The organism is Novosphingobium sp. BL-S-21, assembly GCF_055521655.1.
This window is the reverse complement of record NZ_CM145495.1, coordinates 805,893-820,119: the sequence shown is the minus strand read 5'-3', so window position 1 is coordinate 820,119 and position 14,227 is coordinate 805,893. Positions and strand designations below refer to the sequence as shown.

The following is a 14,227-nucleotide window of genomic DNA, read 5'->3' as shown; positions in this document are numbered from 1 at the left end:
CGTTCAGCGAAGATCCTGCGTGAGCTGCCAGCAGCCGTTCTGCCATGCGAACAGATAACCGGCCGGCTTGCCAATGTGCCGCTCGACCGTCCAACCGTCACCCTCTTCATCGTCCCGCAGGATCGCAGGCTGATAGGTGAACCTGTAACTGCCATCGGGCAGGTCCTCGAATTTCACATCCAGCGCGGTGTAGGGCTGGCTCGGATCGGCTTCCCAGCGCTTGACGGATGCCGTGTCGGCGAATTGCCAGTCGACATGCGAAACGTTGAAGATCCGGTAATTGCTGGCGGGAAGGTTGGTACCGGACGCCTTGGCGGGCTGGCGAAACGCGCGCTGTTCGACGGCCGGCGCAGTGTATTTCGCGCGCACCGCCGGCGAGGCGATGAAAGCGTCGAGGAACTGAACGAATTCCTTTTGCGAGCAACCGCTTTTCGCCTGGGCCATCGCCTCGGCCATGTCCGTCTGGGTCTCGGCGAAAGAGGCCTGGGCCGTACCCAGAAGCGCGAGGGTCGCCGCGGCGCACGTCAAAACGGAATATCGCCCGAGGCCGAAAGGTCTAGTCACGGTAAAACTCCCTATTCATGAGAAAAAACCCGGCACACTTGCTGCGGGGCCAATTGCTGGAATTTGATGCCGAGCGCGATACTCCCGCGTCAGGACAGGTCCAGGTTTTTGGCAAGAAGCAGATGAGATGAAGCGTGGCGTGGCGCCGTTCAGTCGCGTGAGGTGGTCCGGTCTTTCAGGTAGTCGATTGCCGATCAGCTATTATGGCGCCACAGTTCCGATTGGTTGCTCCAACGACATGGGCGGGTTGGAAAACCAGGCGGGGCCGTTGGTCGTCATGTGGAAGCAGTCTTCGAGCCTCACGCCGAACTTGCCGGGCAAATAGAGCCCCGGCTCGTTCGAGAAACACATGCCCGGGGCCAGCGCCGTCGTTTCGTTGTGAACAAGGTTGACCGGCTCATGGCCATCGAGGCCGATGCCGTGGCCGGTGCGATGCGAGAGGCCGGGCAACCGATAGCGGGGACCGAAGCCGCGCTTCTCGTAGAAAGCGCGAACGGCATCGTCGACACGGCCCGCAGGCAGTCCCACTTGCGCGGCATCGAAGGCAATCTGCTGGCCTTCGTGGACGGTATCCCATATCGCGCGGACCTCGGACGGCGCCTTCCCGAGAACGAAAGTGCGCGAGACGTCCGACTGGTACCCTTCGACGGTACAACCGCAGTCCATCAGGATCACCTCGCCCTCCCGCACGGTCTGCGGTTTATGCGACCCGTGCGGATAGGCGGAGGCCTCGCCCAGCAGGACCAGCGAAAATTCCGGCGTGCCGCCCAGCTTCACCGTCGCCGCGTCCATCAGTGCGCCGATCTCGTGTGGGGTCATGCCCGCCCTTATGCGCGGCCAGACCCAGCGATAGGCCGCGATCGTCACTTCGGTCGCCTTCGTCATCAGCGCGATCTCGGCGGGCGTCTTGATCATGCGGCAGCCGCGCACGACCGGGTTCGCGGAAACGATCCTGATTCCCGAAGCGTGTTTGGAGAGACCGTCGCTGGCAAAGAAGCGGACCGTTTCCTCGACGGCCACCGTGCCGCTGGAAAGACCGCGCTCCTTCAGCGTAGCGGCGATGAGCGCAATCGGATCCTCGTCTTCCTGCCAGACGCGGACGTCCGCCGGGATCGCCAGGGTCTCGCGCACCGAGGGTTCCTCGAAGAACGGAGTGACGATCACCGGCTCGCCCTTCTGGAAAAGCAGCGCTGCCGTCAGGCGTTCGCTGCGCCACCATTCGATGCCGGTGAAATACACTAGGCTCGCGCCAGGTTCGATCAGGATGGCATCGATTTCATGCTCCCGCATCAGCCTTCGTGCGCGTTCGAGACGCCCTTCGCGTTCGGAGCGCGAGATGGGAGCCGCATCGGAGGTGATCTTGCGCAGATCGCTGGTGTCGATGTCGGCCAGCAACGGGCCGGGCAGCAGCATGGAGATCGCCAGCGCGCCTCCACCAAGGATCAGGCCGCGGCGATCGGATCGAAGAGAAGTGCTCATGCGAAATCATGGCACAGGATCGATAGCCGTCAAGCCGGCAGTGCCGTGCGGTTCAGGTGCCGGGCGATGGACCGTCCTGCCCTCGGTCATGCGCCTTGAGCAGGGCGTCGAAGGTCTCTTCCAGCTGGGCACGATAGGCGCCATGAGTCACGATGTAGCGCTCGTTCGCCAGCAGATCGGGGAGGATATTGCGCGCGGCATGTTCGGCCGTTGCCACATGGTCCGCCGAGATCATGCCTCTGCTCTTCATCATCGCGTCGATATCGTCTCGCCTGATCTCCATCTCGCCCATCTCCCGGGGCCGCGCCAAGGCGCTGCTTTCCAGATGCCGGGTCGCCATGCCCGCGGGGAACGCTATCGAAACGCCGATGCGCTCCCCGGCCAGTTCCATCCGCAAGGTCTCGGCATAGCCGGTCACCGCGTATTTGGAGGCGGTGTAGGCTCCCATGCGTATGCCGGGCGTCAACGCCGCCGACGACGACGTGACGAGAATACGCTTCGGGCCCTTCGAGCGGCGGATGAGGGGCAGGAAGGACTGGACCGTATGGATGGTGCCCATGACGTTGACGTCGAGCACCCAGCGCCATTCCTGTCCCGTCAGCCGCTCCAGCGGGCCGAACTGCTGCACGCCCACGTTCGCGCACAGGATCGAGCAGTTCCCGAAGCGATCCGCCACGGCTTCGGCCGCAGCCTGTACGGCGCCGGCATCCGCGACATCGACACGCAGGCCCATCGCCTCCCCACCTTGGGCGCCAACGCGGTCTGCCACCTGCTGCGCGGCGCTGCCGTCGATATCGAGAGCCGCGATCTTCATGCCCGCTTCGCGAAACCGGTCCACCAGCGCCGCGCCGAACCCGGAACCCGCCCCTGTCACTACAGCCGTGCAGCCCTTCAGTTCGTCGGTCATTGCGCTCTTTCCTGAGATGGATCGGTCCGGGCCAAAGCGCGGCGGCTTTCGGCGGAATTATGGTCGTGCGGGTCGCCGCAAGGTCGCCTGCCGCCCTGCCAAAGGCTACATCCACGTCCCGCCGTTCACGTTGATTTCCTGGCCCGTGATGTAGCTTGCCTTGTCGGAGCACAGGAATTCGCAGGCGTTCGCGATGTCCTCGGGTGTGCCTGGGCGGGCAATCGGGATGGCCTGGGCGATCACCTCCAGCGGGGGCACTTCTCCCGAGTTCACCCCGGCGCGGGCCAGCGGCGTATCGACCAGCGATGGGGGGATCGTGTTGACCGTGATGCCGTGAACGGCGAGTTCGCGCGCCAGCGAACGGGTGAGCCCGATCACCCCGCCTTTCGAGGCCGCGTAATGCGCACGGTCCTGCGCGCCCGACTGCGCCGCCTGCGAGGAGATCGTCACGATCCTGCCCCACTTGCGCGCCACCATGTCCGGCGCGGCAAGCTGGACCGTGTGGAACACGCCGTTGAGGTTCACATCGATCATCCGCTGCCAGGTCTCGACCGACATCGTGAGGAAGTCTGCCGAGGCGGAAATGCCCGCGTTGGCGATGACGATGCTGATCGGGCCGAGGCTGCGTCGCACCGCATCGTAGGCGGCGGCCATATCGTCCCGGTTGCCCACGTCCGCGCGAAGCGGCAGCACGTTCGCCCCCTCGGCCCGAAGCACGCCCGCTTCGCGCTCCAACGCCTCTTCCTGCCGGTCGAGCATCGCCACGGGATGACCGTTCCTTGCGAAGAGCCGGCAGATGCCGAGCCCCATTCCCGATGCGCCGCCGGTGACGACGACGACGCGATCCTTGTTCGTTTCCCTGGTCATGATCCTATCCCGTTCAGGCCGGAGTGAGCTTGAGGTTCAGCGAGGCCAGGCCGCGAATGATGAAGCTGGGTTCGTATTCCAGCTTGCGCGCGCCTCTTGGTCCGTGGATCGTTTCGTCGAGGTCGATGTCACTGGTGCGGGACAGGAATTCCTCGAAAATCGCGCGGACTTCCACCCGCGCCAGCGGCGCCCCGGCGCAGACGTGCGCGCCGCGCCCGAAAGCGAGGTGTTCCTTGATGCGCGGGCGGCCGAGGATGAGCTTCCCGGGATCCTCCCAGCGCCGGGGATCGCGGTTGGCGGCGGCAAGGGCGATGAAGATCTTTTCTCCCGGACGCACATCGAAGCCGGCGATCTGCGCGGGCTTCTTCACCAGCCGCGCGGTCATCTTCGTGGAACCTTCGAGGCGCAGCACTTCCTCGAGAAAATCGGGAATGAGCGCCGGATCGGCGCGGAGCCGTTGCTGCAGCGCCGGCATGTCGACCAGATGGCGCATGGCATTTCCAAGCAGCTTGGCGCTGGTGTCCTGCCCGGCGCCGAACAGGAACGTCGCAAGCCGCACGATCTCCATCAGGTCGGGCTGCGATCCGTCCGGATAGGCGGCGGAGGAGAGTTCGCTGAGCACGTCCCCGCGCGGAGACTGGCGCCGGTCGGCCACGTACTGCGCGAAATACATGCCCATGAGGACCAGCGGCTGGTTCTGGGCCGCGAGATCGTCGGGATCGAGACTGCCCGGAGGCGGACCGGCGTCGATGGCGTCCATGAACACCTGCCGGTCGTCGGCCGGAACGCCCAGCAGATCCGCGATCACGAGGGTCACGAAGGGCGTCGCGATGTCCTTGATGAGTTCGCAGCGCCCGGCCGCGACCGCGTCCCCGACCAGCTGGCCCGCCAGCTCGGAAATGAACGCTTCGTTGGCCCGCAGCTTCGAAGGCGTGAACAGGCGGCTGAGGATCGAGCGAGAGAACGTGTGCTGCTCGCCGTCGTAGGCCACCAGCAGGTCGCCGCCCACGAAGCCGCCGCGATGGGCCTCGATCAGGGGCGAGAGGTCGTCGCCCCCGGCCTCGAACGGCAAGGGCGCGGCAGGCCCCTGCGGCGCAATGACCGACGAATAGTCATCCGTGTTCTTCAGAACTTCCAGCGCCTCTTCGAACCCCGTGACCAGCACGATGTCGCGGCCGGGAAGGCGGTAGACGGGGCCACGCTCGCGCGCCGCTTCGAAGTAGGCGTAGGGATCGAGGAGAATATCGTGGTCGGTGAAGTAATCACGTTCGGCGAGCTGAGTCATGGATAACTCTCCCGTTGTTCAGGTGGATCCTGGCGTCCCGGCCGGGTGAACCGGCCCCTGCGCGATGCAGCCGGACGGCGGTTCGGAAGGAAAAAGAAGGGCGGCGCAGTCTGGAGGTAGAGTCATGAAAACGCGCCGCCCTCCACCGGACTAGAAGCTGTACCGGAGACGCGCGCCGTACGTTTGCGGCTCGCCCAGGTTCGCCACCTCGAACCCGGCCACTGCGAACAGGCCCGGGGTGAAGGTGTAGTAACGCTCCTTCGTCACGTTGGTCATGAAGAGCGACAAGTCGACCGGCGACCCGGCGATCCGGCGCCAATCGAAATTCAGGTTGAGCAGGTCGATGGGGGCAAGCACCCCGATGTCCCGCCCGCCGTTGGCGGCGATGCTGGCGGCATCGCGCGCGGCGTAATTGACCCGCTGCTTGCCGGTGTGGCTGTACGTCGCGCCCACCGAAACAGCACCCATGCCCTCGCCCAGTGGCAGCATGTAGTTCGCCGCCAGGACCACCTTGTGCTTGGGCGCCAAGGCCAGCTGGTCCCCGGGCAGCACGGTGGAGGAGACGATGTAGGGGTCTGTCGGGGGCAACTGCGGAAGATCGACCGACTTGATCCTGGTATTGAGGTAGGCGTAGCTCGCGTTGAGCGACAAGCCGTCGAACGGATTGAGACCCGCTTCCACTTCCACGCCATAGATGCGCGAGCGGCCCGCGTTCACCGGGCCTGCCGTGGCGGATACGCCGCCGTTGACAGCGGGATTGTCCGCGAAGCCGACCTGAAGCTGCTGATCGGAGAAATCGTTGTAGAACGCAGCGACGTTGAAGTTGCCTCTCACCGGGCCGCGGAAGCTGGACTTCAGGCCGATCTCGTAAGCGTCGACTTTCTCGGGACGGAATACCGAGAAGGCGACCGGCGCGTCCGACTTGATGCCGCCCGTGCGGTAGCCGCGCGCGTACTTGGCGTAGAGCAGCAGGTCTTCCACCGGCTTGAAATCCAGCCCGACCAGCCAGGTCGGCGCCGAGGATTTCTGCGAGAGCTGCAGCGCGCAATCGGGAAGGCTGGTGTTACCCCGCGTGCAACTGGCGGTCGGCGGTCCGACCGGCACCGGGAAAGTGGGGAACAGGTAGCTGATCTGCGCGGTGTCGCTCTGCTGCCGGTCCCAAGTATAGCGGATGCCTGCGGTCAGCTTGAGCTGATCGGTCAGCGCATAATTGGCCTGCGCATATGTGCCGATGCTGCGCGTGGTAAGGCGGCCTACGGTGTAGTTGACGCTGCCGGCCTGGATCGGCGGAATGATCCCCGCCACCACCAGCGGCGTCACGTTCGGATTGAGGTTCGCCAGGAAGCCGAGAATATCCGTGCACTGCAACTGCGCGATATCCGTGCAGTTGATCGTGTTGGGAGACTGCGATCCGGTCAGGCTCAGCGGCGCCGATCGCTCGTAGTAGACCCCGGCCTGCCAGGTAAGCCGCCCATCGCCCGAATTGCCCTGCAACTGGAATTCTTCAGTGAAGGTCGATTGATTGCTGAGCCCCTTTGCATTGGGCGCCGGGATCACGGTTGCGAAGTTGAACGGCACGCTGGGCAGGAAGCCGGGGATTGCCGGGGTGGAGAACTGGGTGCCGAACAGCGCGGAGCGCAGCGTCTGCTTCAACTGGGCATAGCTGGCGATGTTCTTGACCGTCAGGTGGTCCGATGCCTGCCATGTGGTCGTATTGATGACCTGCCAGGTCTCGGTCTTGGACTTGGCTCCCTCCACATCGCTTCGCGCCGTATAGAAGCCCTCGGCCTTGGCCTCGGCATCCGCAAGCTGGGCGCAGGCGAAATCGCCAAGCGCAACGCCGGGATTGCAGGCGATCAGTTTCTGGAGCGGGCCGCTCGTGTCCGACTTGGTGTAGGAGGCGATCATGTAGTTTTCGAGGTTCGGCGTCAGGTCTGCCACGATGCTGGCGCGGGCCGCCAGATAATCGATGTCGTTAAAGCGGGATGGCCCGATGCCGCTGGTGTTGCGCAGCCAGCCGTCCCGCTTCTGCCGGTCCACGCCCAGCCTCACCCGGAAGGTTTCCGCCACGGGGATGTTGACCACGGCCTGCAAACGCCGCTGGTCGTAATTGCCCAGAGTGCCCTCGACATAGCCCTCGAAAGCGGAAGTGGGCTTTTGCGGCACGAGCAGCACTGCACCGCCGGTGGTGTTGCGGCCGAAGAGCGTTCCCTGCGGCCCTTTCAGCACCTGCACGTTCTGCAGATCGAAGAAGCTGCCCGGCCCCGCGCCGTCCCCCGATGGAATGCTGGGACTGCCGCCGCGCGGCGCCACCACATCCGCGAAATAGTTGCCCACGGACGGCGCGGTGCCGATATCCTGAACGAAGCCGCGAATGGCGAAGGTGGAATTCTCGCTGCCGAAACTGGTATTCGCTGACAGGGAGGGCGTGAGTTTGGCCAGGTCCTCCGCATTGACGATGTTGGCCCGGGAGATCTCCTGCTGATTGAAAACGGTGATCGAGATGGGAACGTCCTGCAAACGCTCCTCCACCCGGCGGGCGGTGACGATGATATCTGCATTCGCGGTGGAGACGTTCCGGCCCGCGGCCTCCTGAGCGCCGGCGTTCGGTGCCAGCACCGAGGCGAGCGAAGTGGAAGCTATCAATGCGAAATAGCGCTTCTTTGTCATCAGTGATCCCATCCCGTTTTGTTTTTATCGGTGTGCTCACCAGTCTTGGCCGGTCTCGTCCCTTCTGGAATCTGCATTTTCCCGGGCGGCCATGCGCCGCGGATCGTGCCGCTGCGACGTCAATCGAAACGTCCCATCGGAAATTCCCGAAGTTCCCTTTCTCTCCCCACATGAGTCGTCTATGCGACTCATTGTCGCTTTGCGACTACTGGTCGCATAACGAGGTGCGAATGACGTCGTCAACCCGGAAAGACCCACGCCTGGCCCGCACGGACGAGGCGCTGGAACAGGCGCTGCTGACTCTCTTGATTCAAAGTCCGTTCGACCAGATCACGATCGTCGAAATCTGTCGGACAGCCGGAATTCACAAGGCAACATTCTTTCGCCGATACGAAAGCAAAGAAGCACTTCTGGATCAGATCGCGCGGGAGCAAATCGACCGGCTTGTCGCCATGACGTTGCCGGTCGGTCACAATTTAGCCGGTTTTACAGCGCTTTGTCTCTACGTCGAAGAACGCAGCGCATTGTGGACAGCTCTGCTGAACGGGGGCGCGGCGGGCGCGATGCGCGAGGAACTGCTCGCCGTGTCCCGCGCGCTGGTCAGCAAGGGCGGGCTGAGCGAAACCCGGCTGCCTGCCGATCTGGCGGCGGTCTGCACGGTGACATTGATCGTGGAGACGATTTCGTGGTGGCTTCACCAGCCCGAAGCCGAACGCCTCAGCCCCGCCACGCTTGCCGAGATGCTTCTGGACATGGTGGCGGCGCTTTCCCAACCCCGCAAATGAGCGGGAGTTGGCAGACTGGCGGGAGGATCCTCGGGGATCGCCTTCTCCGGCATGCTCTGACACATTATGCCGTGCCTTTCGAACTCCCGACCGAATGGAGAGACAGCGATGACGTCAGTGACATCCGGTTCCTGTCAATGCGGCGCGGTCCGGTTCGCCATCCACGGGCCTTTCGAGAACTTCTATCTCTGCCACTGCAGTCGCTGCCGAAAGGACACGGGATCAGCGCATGCGTCGAACCTGTTTTCGTCAAAGGCAGCAATAGTGTGGCATGGCGGAAGCGATCGGATCGTGCACTATCGCATTCCCGGGACGCGCCATGCCAGGAGCTTCTGCGCGATCTGCGGATCCGGCCTGCCGAACGTCCAGATGGACGGCGCCTTGCTCGTAGTGCCCGCGGGGTGCCTCGATGACGAAGTCGTCATCTCCCCGGATGCCCATATCTGCCTCTCCAGCCGGGCAAGCTGGGAGGACCGGACGGCCGATGTTCCCAGGCTGGCCGGCCTGCCGGAGTAGCCGCCACCCTCGCCTCTCTGCACGAACCGGGATGATGGCTCGGGAATGTCGCCGATGCTGTTACGGGGGGCGCCCAGGACAATCCGGACACCTCCCCGCTGCGCCCAAATCGCGACGCCGATCAAGCCATCGATTTTCGTATTTCTATATCGAAACCAGGTTGTTCCTGACCGCGTATCGAACCAGCTGGGATACCGAAACGAAGTTCAGCTTGTTCATCGCAGCTGCGCGGTGGGTTTCGACGGTCTTCGCGCTCACACCCAGGATATGGGCGACTTGCTTGTTCATCTGCCCTTCGGCGACGAGCTGGACCACCTGCCGCTCGCGGCAGGTCAGTGTCTGCTGCCGGAGATTTACAGGCTGGAAGAGCTTTTCCGCCACGAATTCGGACATGGATGAGGAAATATAGGCCTTCCCGAGCTGAACGTTGCGGGCCGCGGCAACGAGTTGATCGAAGCTGTCGGTCTTGAGCACGATCGCGCGGACGCCGGCGCTGATATAGTCCATCACCAGATCGTCCGTGATGAACGATGTAAACAATATGATGTTCAGCGCCGGCAATCTCTCCCGCAGGCATCGCGAGAGATCGATGCCGTTGAGCGAGGGCAGGGTGTGATCAAGGATCACCAGATCGGGCTGAACCGTTGCCGCCAAATTCAGGGCTTCCCGGCCGTCCGCTGCATCGGCGACAACCTTCCATTGCTCCTTGCGTTCAAGCAGAGTCTTCACGCCTAAACGAAAAACTTCCTGCTGATCGACGACCATCACGCTCGATAGCTTCGTCGCCATAATCCACCTCGTCATATCGCGATTTGCAAAACTAGGGATGATTATTGGCGACCCCGATTCTCTAGGGATATTACCTAGGAGAGTGGAGTAAGGTTTCTCTATCCGGAAAAACCCCGATAGTCGGTTGTCTTTGATGTACAAGGTAAAGATTGCAGGCAAAGGACGAATTTAGAGAAAAATGGTTATCGGCATCGAAACCGATGAGCCGCCTCCCTGTCCTCGCCCCACTGCGTGACCGCGAAGTTCCGCGAAGATCAGGGCCAGGCCCCGGATACCGCCGGAATTTGCATGGGTCTTCCCGGATACAATGCCGAACCGTTCCCAATAGGCTGGCGTTTTCCAATGGAGCGCAGGCATGTCAGAAAACAATGTCGCGTCGCGCAAGGCTCTCGGCGAGACGGCCGCGGCCTATTCGCCGAAGGAGATCGCCCGGCGAACCGTCTATCGCCGCGCGGTCGAGGCGGTCATCTGGGGCATGCCCGCGGTGAATTTCGACCTGATGCTCCAGGCCTTCATCGCGGCAGGCGGCGCGGCGAACAAGGTGGCCTATTGGTCCAGACTGCTCGATGACAAAAACCAGACCCTGACGCCGAACCCCGACACGATCTACCTCAACCCCTTCTACGACACGCGGGATGGGCCGATGGTGCTGGAAATTCCGCCGGCGGAAGGCGGTTCGATCACCGGCAGCGTGGACGATTGCTGGCAGAATGCGATCGAGGATGTCGGCCCGGCGGGGTTCGACAAGGGCGAGGGCGGCCAATACCTGATCCTGCCGCCGGATCATGAAGGCACCGTGCCCGAAGGCTATATCGCGCTCCGTTCGGATACCTATCAGGGCTTCGCCATACTTCGCTCTAACGTCAAGAGCAGCGGCGAGGCGGATGTCGCCGGGGCCGTTGCCTATGGGCGGCGCATCCGCTTCTATCCGCTGGCAGACGCAGGAAACCCGCCGGAGACCCGGTTCGTCGACCTGGCGGGCATCCCCTTCGATGCCACGATCCCCTATGACGCCCGGTTCTTCCATTCGCTTGCCCGCATAGTGGATCGGGAACCCTGGCTCACGCGCGACAAGGCGATGATCGATCCGCTCCGCTCGCTGGGCATTGCCAAGGGCGCCGCCTTCGCGCCGGACGCCGACACCGCCGACCTGCTCGACAAAGCCGCCGACGAGGCGCTCGCCTGCCTGGACGGGCTTTACGAGGCCGCGTTCGATCCGCCTTTCTACACCGGCGGGCGATGGTCCCTGCCGGCGCTGAAGGAAGTCGTGGAGGGCATGCCCAGCTTTTTCGCCGATCCCGATTCCTATCCGGTCGACGGCCGGGGCGTGACGTATTCGATGGCCTATTTCAGCGCCAAGCATCTCGGCGCCGGGCAGTTCTATCTCATGGCGATCCGCGACCGGGATGGCGAGCCGCTGGACGGCGAGGCGCATTACACACTGCGAGTACCGGCAGACGCCCCGGTCGATCTCTACTGGTCGGCCACCGCCTACGACCGTGAGACCCATGCGCTCATCCAGGGCGTTCCGCGCGCCAGCCGCGCATCGAGCAGCCACGGCATCGGCAGCAATGCCGACGGATCGGTCACCCTGTTCTTCGGCCCCGAGGCGCCCGCAGGCAAGGAGGCCAACTGGGTCCCCACCCGGCCCGGCCGCGGCTTCGAAGTGCTGTTCCGTGTCTATGGCCCGCAAAAGCGGTTCTTCGAAAAGACTTGGGTGCTGCCCGACATCGAAAAGGTATCCGGACGATGAGCAAGATGCCGGACGGCTACACCGCCACGGAAACCCGCATCGGCGCGCTCTCGCTCGACCGCCAGGGATTGCCGGACCAGGCGGCGATCGACACGCTCTATGCCCAGCGCGATTTCCAGCGCGCCTGCCAATGCTATCTCTGGGCGCTGCCGATCGTCAGCTATGCCCAGTGGCAGAACCAGCATGAGACCGTGTTCGGCGCGAGGGACGGCGATGTCGTCCAATATGTCTCGGTGCGCGACAAGCTCGGGCTCATCACGGCCAACGCCACCACGCCCTATGTCCTGGGCTTTGCCGATACCGCGAAGACCGGTCCCTTGATCGTGGGCTTTCCGGCCGGGGAAACGGCGGGCGGCGCCGGCGATTTCTGGGAGCATTCCAGCAGCGATTTCGGCCTGACCGGCCCCGACAAGGGCAAGGGCGGCCGCTACCTCCTGCTCGGTCCGGGGCAGGAAGCGCCTGCCGGCGTGGAAGCCGATTTCGTCGTCCGGAGCCAGACGTTCAACGTTTTCCATGCCTTCCGCATCCTCACCACCGACCCTGCCGAGGCGGACCGCATCCTGCACGCCTATCAGGTCTATCCGGCGAGCGAGGCCGCAAACCCGCGCAAGACCCGCATCGTCACGCCCGATGGCCGGCCCTGGAGCGGCACCCAGCCTACCGGCATGGCCTATTGGCAGCGTCTGCACGAAATCCTGCAGGTGGAGCCGGTGAAGGAGGAAGACCGGCTGTTCATGGCGATGCTCAAGCCGCTGGGCATCGAGAAGGACAAACCCTTCCATCCGGCGGCCGATCAGGTCCGCGCCCTCACGGACGGTGCGCAGATCGGCCAGCTGATGGCGATGGCCAATTCGTTCGACAAGCGCTTCGAAACCGCGCGCTATGCCGGGCATTGGGACCGCGCGGTGAACGTCGGCATGAGCCAGCAGGCCGAGTTCTATTCGCAGCTCGATGAGCGCGCCTCGTGGTTCTACGAGGCGGTGGGCCTGTCGGAGGGGATGACCACCCATACCCCGGGCGAGGGCCAGGCCTATCTTTCCGCCTATCGCGACGCCCAGGGCCAGTGGTTCGATGGCGGCAAGGCTTATTCGCTGCGCGTTCCCCCGGAAGTGCCCGCCGGCCAGTGGTGGTCGGTCGCGCTCTACGATATCGAGACGCGCTGCTTCATCGACACGAAATACGACAAGGCCGAAATCGGATCGCGCAGCCATCTGGCCGCCGACCCGGACGGTTCGGTCACCCTGATCTTCGCGCCCGAGCCGCCTACCGGGGCTCCCGAAAGCAACTGGATCCCCACCGCCCCCGGCCGCGCCTGGTTCGCCTATTTCCGGCTCTATGCACCGCTGCAGCCCTATTTCGACGCCAGTTGGAAGCTGCCGGACATCACCGCGTCGTGACGCCGGGCGCGGCACATGTCTTGGGAAAATATCCCGCCGATCTGGAGTGTTCTCCCGATACCCGGTCGCCGCGGCCGCTGTGCACTCTTCTCGGCACCCAGCACGGATCCCGTGGATGTCAGCGGCGCGGCCGCGATCGATCATGAGGCAGAGATGAAAATCCTCCTGCGCAAGCAATGACCCTGCTCAGTGCCCTGAAGCTGGCGCTGGTGGCCAGCATCTTCCTGAGCGTTCTGGCCCTGGCGCTGCGCGCGCGGGCGGCCGACGTGTTCTATCTCTTCCGCGAATGGCGGCTGGGACTGCGGGCGTTCATCGCGATGTTCGTGGTGGTGCCTGCGGTGGCCATCTTCATCGCCTATGCCTTCGAGCTGAAACCGGCGGTGGAAATCGCCCTCATCGCGCTCGCGTTCTCGCCGGTGCCCCCGCTGCTTCCGAAAAAGCAGATCAAGGCCGGAGGCGCCGCGTCCTACACCACGGGACTGATGGTGGGCGCCTCGCTCGCCTCGCTTGTCGCCGCGCCGATAGGCATCGCGCTGGCGGGCCACGTCTTCGGGATCGAGACTCATGTGTCGGTGCCGGGCATCGTCAAGACGCTGGGAATGCTCATCGCCGTGCCGCTGGCCCTGGGGCTTCTCGCCCAGCGCCTGTTCGGGGAGAGTGCCCGCACTTTCGCCTCCGCACTCGGCCATTTCGCCTTGCTGCTGCTGGCCGCCTGCGCGCTCGTGCTGCTCTTCGTCATTGCCCCGGCGCTCTGGGCCGTGATCGGCGACGGGACGATCGTGGCGATCGTTGCCATGATCCTGGCCGGACTGGCGGCGGGCTACCTCCTGGCCGGACCCACGCCGGAGGACAGGGTAGCCCTCTCGCTCGCCGCCGCAGCGCGCCATCCGGGCATCGCCATGGGCATCGCGGCAGTGAACTTCCCTGACGAGAAGCTCGCACCTGCCGCTATCCTGCTGTTCTTCATCCTGAGCGCCGTGCTCTCCATGCCCCTGCTGCACCTGCTGGGAAAAGCCACGGCAAAGCCCTCCGCCTGAGCGGCCGGTATCGGGATGCCGTGGGCATCTCGATCAGCCTGCAGCCCGTCATCGCCTTGATCGTGACCCTGCCTCGACTGCCCTCCTCCTCCAACGGCACGGCCAAACCCTCCATTGCCGCATAATGAAACCATATTGCAAATAGCGGGATTTCATTTAGGCCAAGGAGAATAAGCCA

General features: G+C 64.0%; 12 protein-coding genes. 5 read left to right on the top strand and 7 right to left on the bottom strand.

The window, feature by feature from the left end; translation table 11 throughout:
- Positions 1-3 precede the first annotated feature (3 nt).
- The 6 genes from ACZ1J6_RS03160 to ACZ1J6_RS03135 form a co-directional block, all read right to left on the bottom strand.
- Positions 4-456 (bottom strand): hypothetical protein, encoded by a 453-nt coding sequence (locus tag ACZ1J6_RS03160; protein ID WP_431567504.1) that lies wholly within the window; start codon positions 454-456, stop codon positions 4-6.
- Between the two features lie 309 nt (positions 457-765).
- Positions 766-2,043 (bottom strand): M24 family metallopeptidase, encoded by a 1,278-nt coding sequence (locus ACZ1J6_RS03155; RefSeq protein WP_431567505.1) that lies wholly within the window; start codon positions 2,041-2,043, stop codon positions 766-768.
- Positions 2,044-2,095: 52 nt separating this feature from the next.
- On the bottom strand, positions 2,096-2,950 hold the full coding sequence (locus tag ACZ1J6_RS03150) for an SDR family oxidoreductase (protein WP_431567506.1): 855 nt from the start codon (positions 2,948-2,950) through the stop codon (positions 2,096-2,098).
- Positions 2,951-3,055: 105 nt separating this feature from the next.
- Positions 3,056-3,817 (bottom strand): SDR family NAD(P)-dependent oxidoreductase, encoded by a 762-nt coding sequence (locus ACZ1J6_RS03145; protein ID WP_431567507.1) that lies wholly within the window; start codon positions 3,815-3,817, stop codon positions 3,056-3,058.
- A 13-nt stretch (positions 3,818-3,830) separates the two neighbouring features.
- Complete coding sequence (locus ACZ1J6_RS03140; protein WP_431567508.1) at positions 3,831-5,102, bottom strand: cytochrome P450; 1,272 nt, start codon at positions 5,100-5,102, stop codon at positions 3,831-3,833.
- Positions 5,103-5,252: 150 nt separating this feature from the next.
- A complete protein-coding gene (locus ACZ1J6_RS03135; protein WP_431567509.1) occupies positions 5,253-7,772 on the bottom strand; it encodes a TonB-dependent receptor in 2,520 nt (839 codons plus the stop codon).
- A gap of 230 nt (positions 7,773-8,002) precedes the next feature.
- Here ACZ1J6_RS03135 and ACZ1J6_RS03130 point away from each other — a divergent pair, with 230 nt between their 5' ends.
- Entirely contained in the window at positions 8,003-8,557 is a 555-nt protein-coding gene (locus tag ACZ1J6_RS03130; RefSeq protein ID WP_431567510.1) for a TetR/AcrR family transcriptional regulator, read from the top strand.
- A gap of 66 nt (positions 8,558-8,623) precedes the next feature.
- On the top strand, positions 8,624-9,073 hold the full coding sequence (locus ACZ1J6_RS03125; RefSeq protein ID WP_465127392.1) for a GFA family protein: 450 nt from the start codon (positions 8,624-8,626) through the stop codon (positions 9,071-9,073).
- Between the two features lie 144 nt (positions 9,074-9,217).
- On the opposite strand, the gene ACZ1J6_RS03120 is transcribed toward ACZ1J6_RS03125, so the two are convergent.
- Positions 9,218-9,862: a response regulator gene (locus tag ACZ1J6_RS03120; protein WP_431567512.1), complete on the bottom strand. Its 645-nt coding sequence runs from the start codon at positions 9,860-9,862 to the stop codon at positions 9,218-9,220.
- 355 nt (positions 9,863-10,217) lie between these two features.
- On the opposite strand from ACZ1J6_RS03120, the gene ACZ1J6_RS03115 reads away from it, so the two are divergent.
- From ACZ1J6_RS03115 to ACZ1J6_RS03105, 3 genes are all read left to right on the top strand, one after another.
- On the top strand, positions 10,218-11,615 hold the full coding sequence (locus tag ACZ1J6_RS03115; RefSeq protein WP_431567513.1) for a DUF1254 domain-containing protein: 1,398 nt from the start codon (positions 10,218-10,220) through the stop codon (positions 11,613-11,615).
- Complete coding sequence (locus tag ACZ1J6_RS03110) at positions 11,612-13,012, top strand: DUF1254 domain-containing protein (protein WP_465127391.1); 1,401 nt, start codon at positions 11,612-11,614, stop codon at positions 13,010-13,012. Before ACZ1J6_RS03115 ends, ACZ1J6_RS03110 begins: the two co-directional genes overlap by 4 nt.
- A gap of 176 nt (positions 13,013-13,188) precedes the next feature.
- Positions 13,189-14,049, top strand: coding sequence for a hypothetical protein (locus ACZ1J6_RS03105; protein WP_431567515.1), 861 nt, complete (start codon positions 13,189-13,191; stop codon positions 14,047-14,049).
- Positions 14,050-14,227: the final 178 nt, after the last annotated feature.

What these genes read in the sequence shown, in the direction of transcription:
- ACZ1J6_RS03150 (WP_431567506.1), bottom strand. Translation starts at nt 2,950, where the DNA reads ATGACCGACGAACTGAAGGGCTGCACGGCTGTAGTGACAGGGGCGGGT.
- ACZ1J6_RS03135 (WP_431567509.1), bottom strand. Translation starts at nt 7,772, where the DNA reads ATGACAAAGAAGCGCTATTTCGCATTGATAGCTTCCACTTCGCTCGCC.
- ACZ1J6_RS03155 (WP_431567505.1), bottom strand. Translation starts at nt 2,043, where the DNA reads ATGAGCACTTCTCTTCGATCCGATCGCCGCGGCCTGATCCTTGGTGGA.
- ACZ1J6_RS03105 (WP_431567515.1), top strand. Translation starts at nt 13,189, where the DNA reads ATGACCCTGCTCAGTGCCCTGAAGCTGGCGCTGGTGGCCAGCATCTTC.
- ACZ1J6_RS03160 (WP_431567504.1), bottom strand. Translation starts at nt 456, where the DNA reads ATGGCCGAGGCGATGGCCCAGGCGAAAAGCGGTTGCTCGCAAAAGGAA.
- ACZ1J6_RS03110 (WP_465127391.1), top strand. Translation starts at nt 11,612, where the DNA reads ATGAGCAAGATGCCGGACGGCTACACCGCCACGGAAACCCGCATCGGC.
- ACZ1J6_RS03140 (WP_431567508.1), bottom strand. Translation starts at nt 5,102, where the DNA reads ATGACTCAGCTCGCCGAACGTGATTACTTCACCGACCACGATATTCTC.
- ACZ1J6_RS03120 (WP_431567512.1), bottom strand. Translation starts at nt 9,862, where the DNA reads ATGGCGACGAAGCTATCGAGCGTGATGGTCGTCGATCAGCAGGAAGTT.
- ACZ1J6_RS03130 (WP_431567510.1), top strand. Translation starts at nt 8,003, where the DNA reads ATGACGTCGTCAACCCGGAAAGACCCACGCCTGGCCCGCACGGACGAG.
- ACZ1J6_RS03115 (WP_431567513.1), top strand. Translation starts at nt 10,218, where the DNA reads ATGTCAGAAAACAATGTCGCGTCGCGCAAGGCTCTCGGCGAGACGGCC.
- ACZ1J6_RS03125 (WP_465127392.1), top strand. Translation starts at nt 8,624, where the DNA reads ATGCCGTGCCTTTCGAACTCCCGACCGAATGGAGAGACAGCGATGACG.
- ACZ1J6_RS03145 (WP_431567507.1), bottom strand. Translation starts at nt 3,817, where the DNA reads ATGACCAGGGAAACGAACAAGGATCGCGTCGTCGTCGTCACCGGCGGC.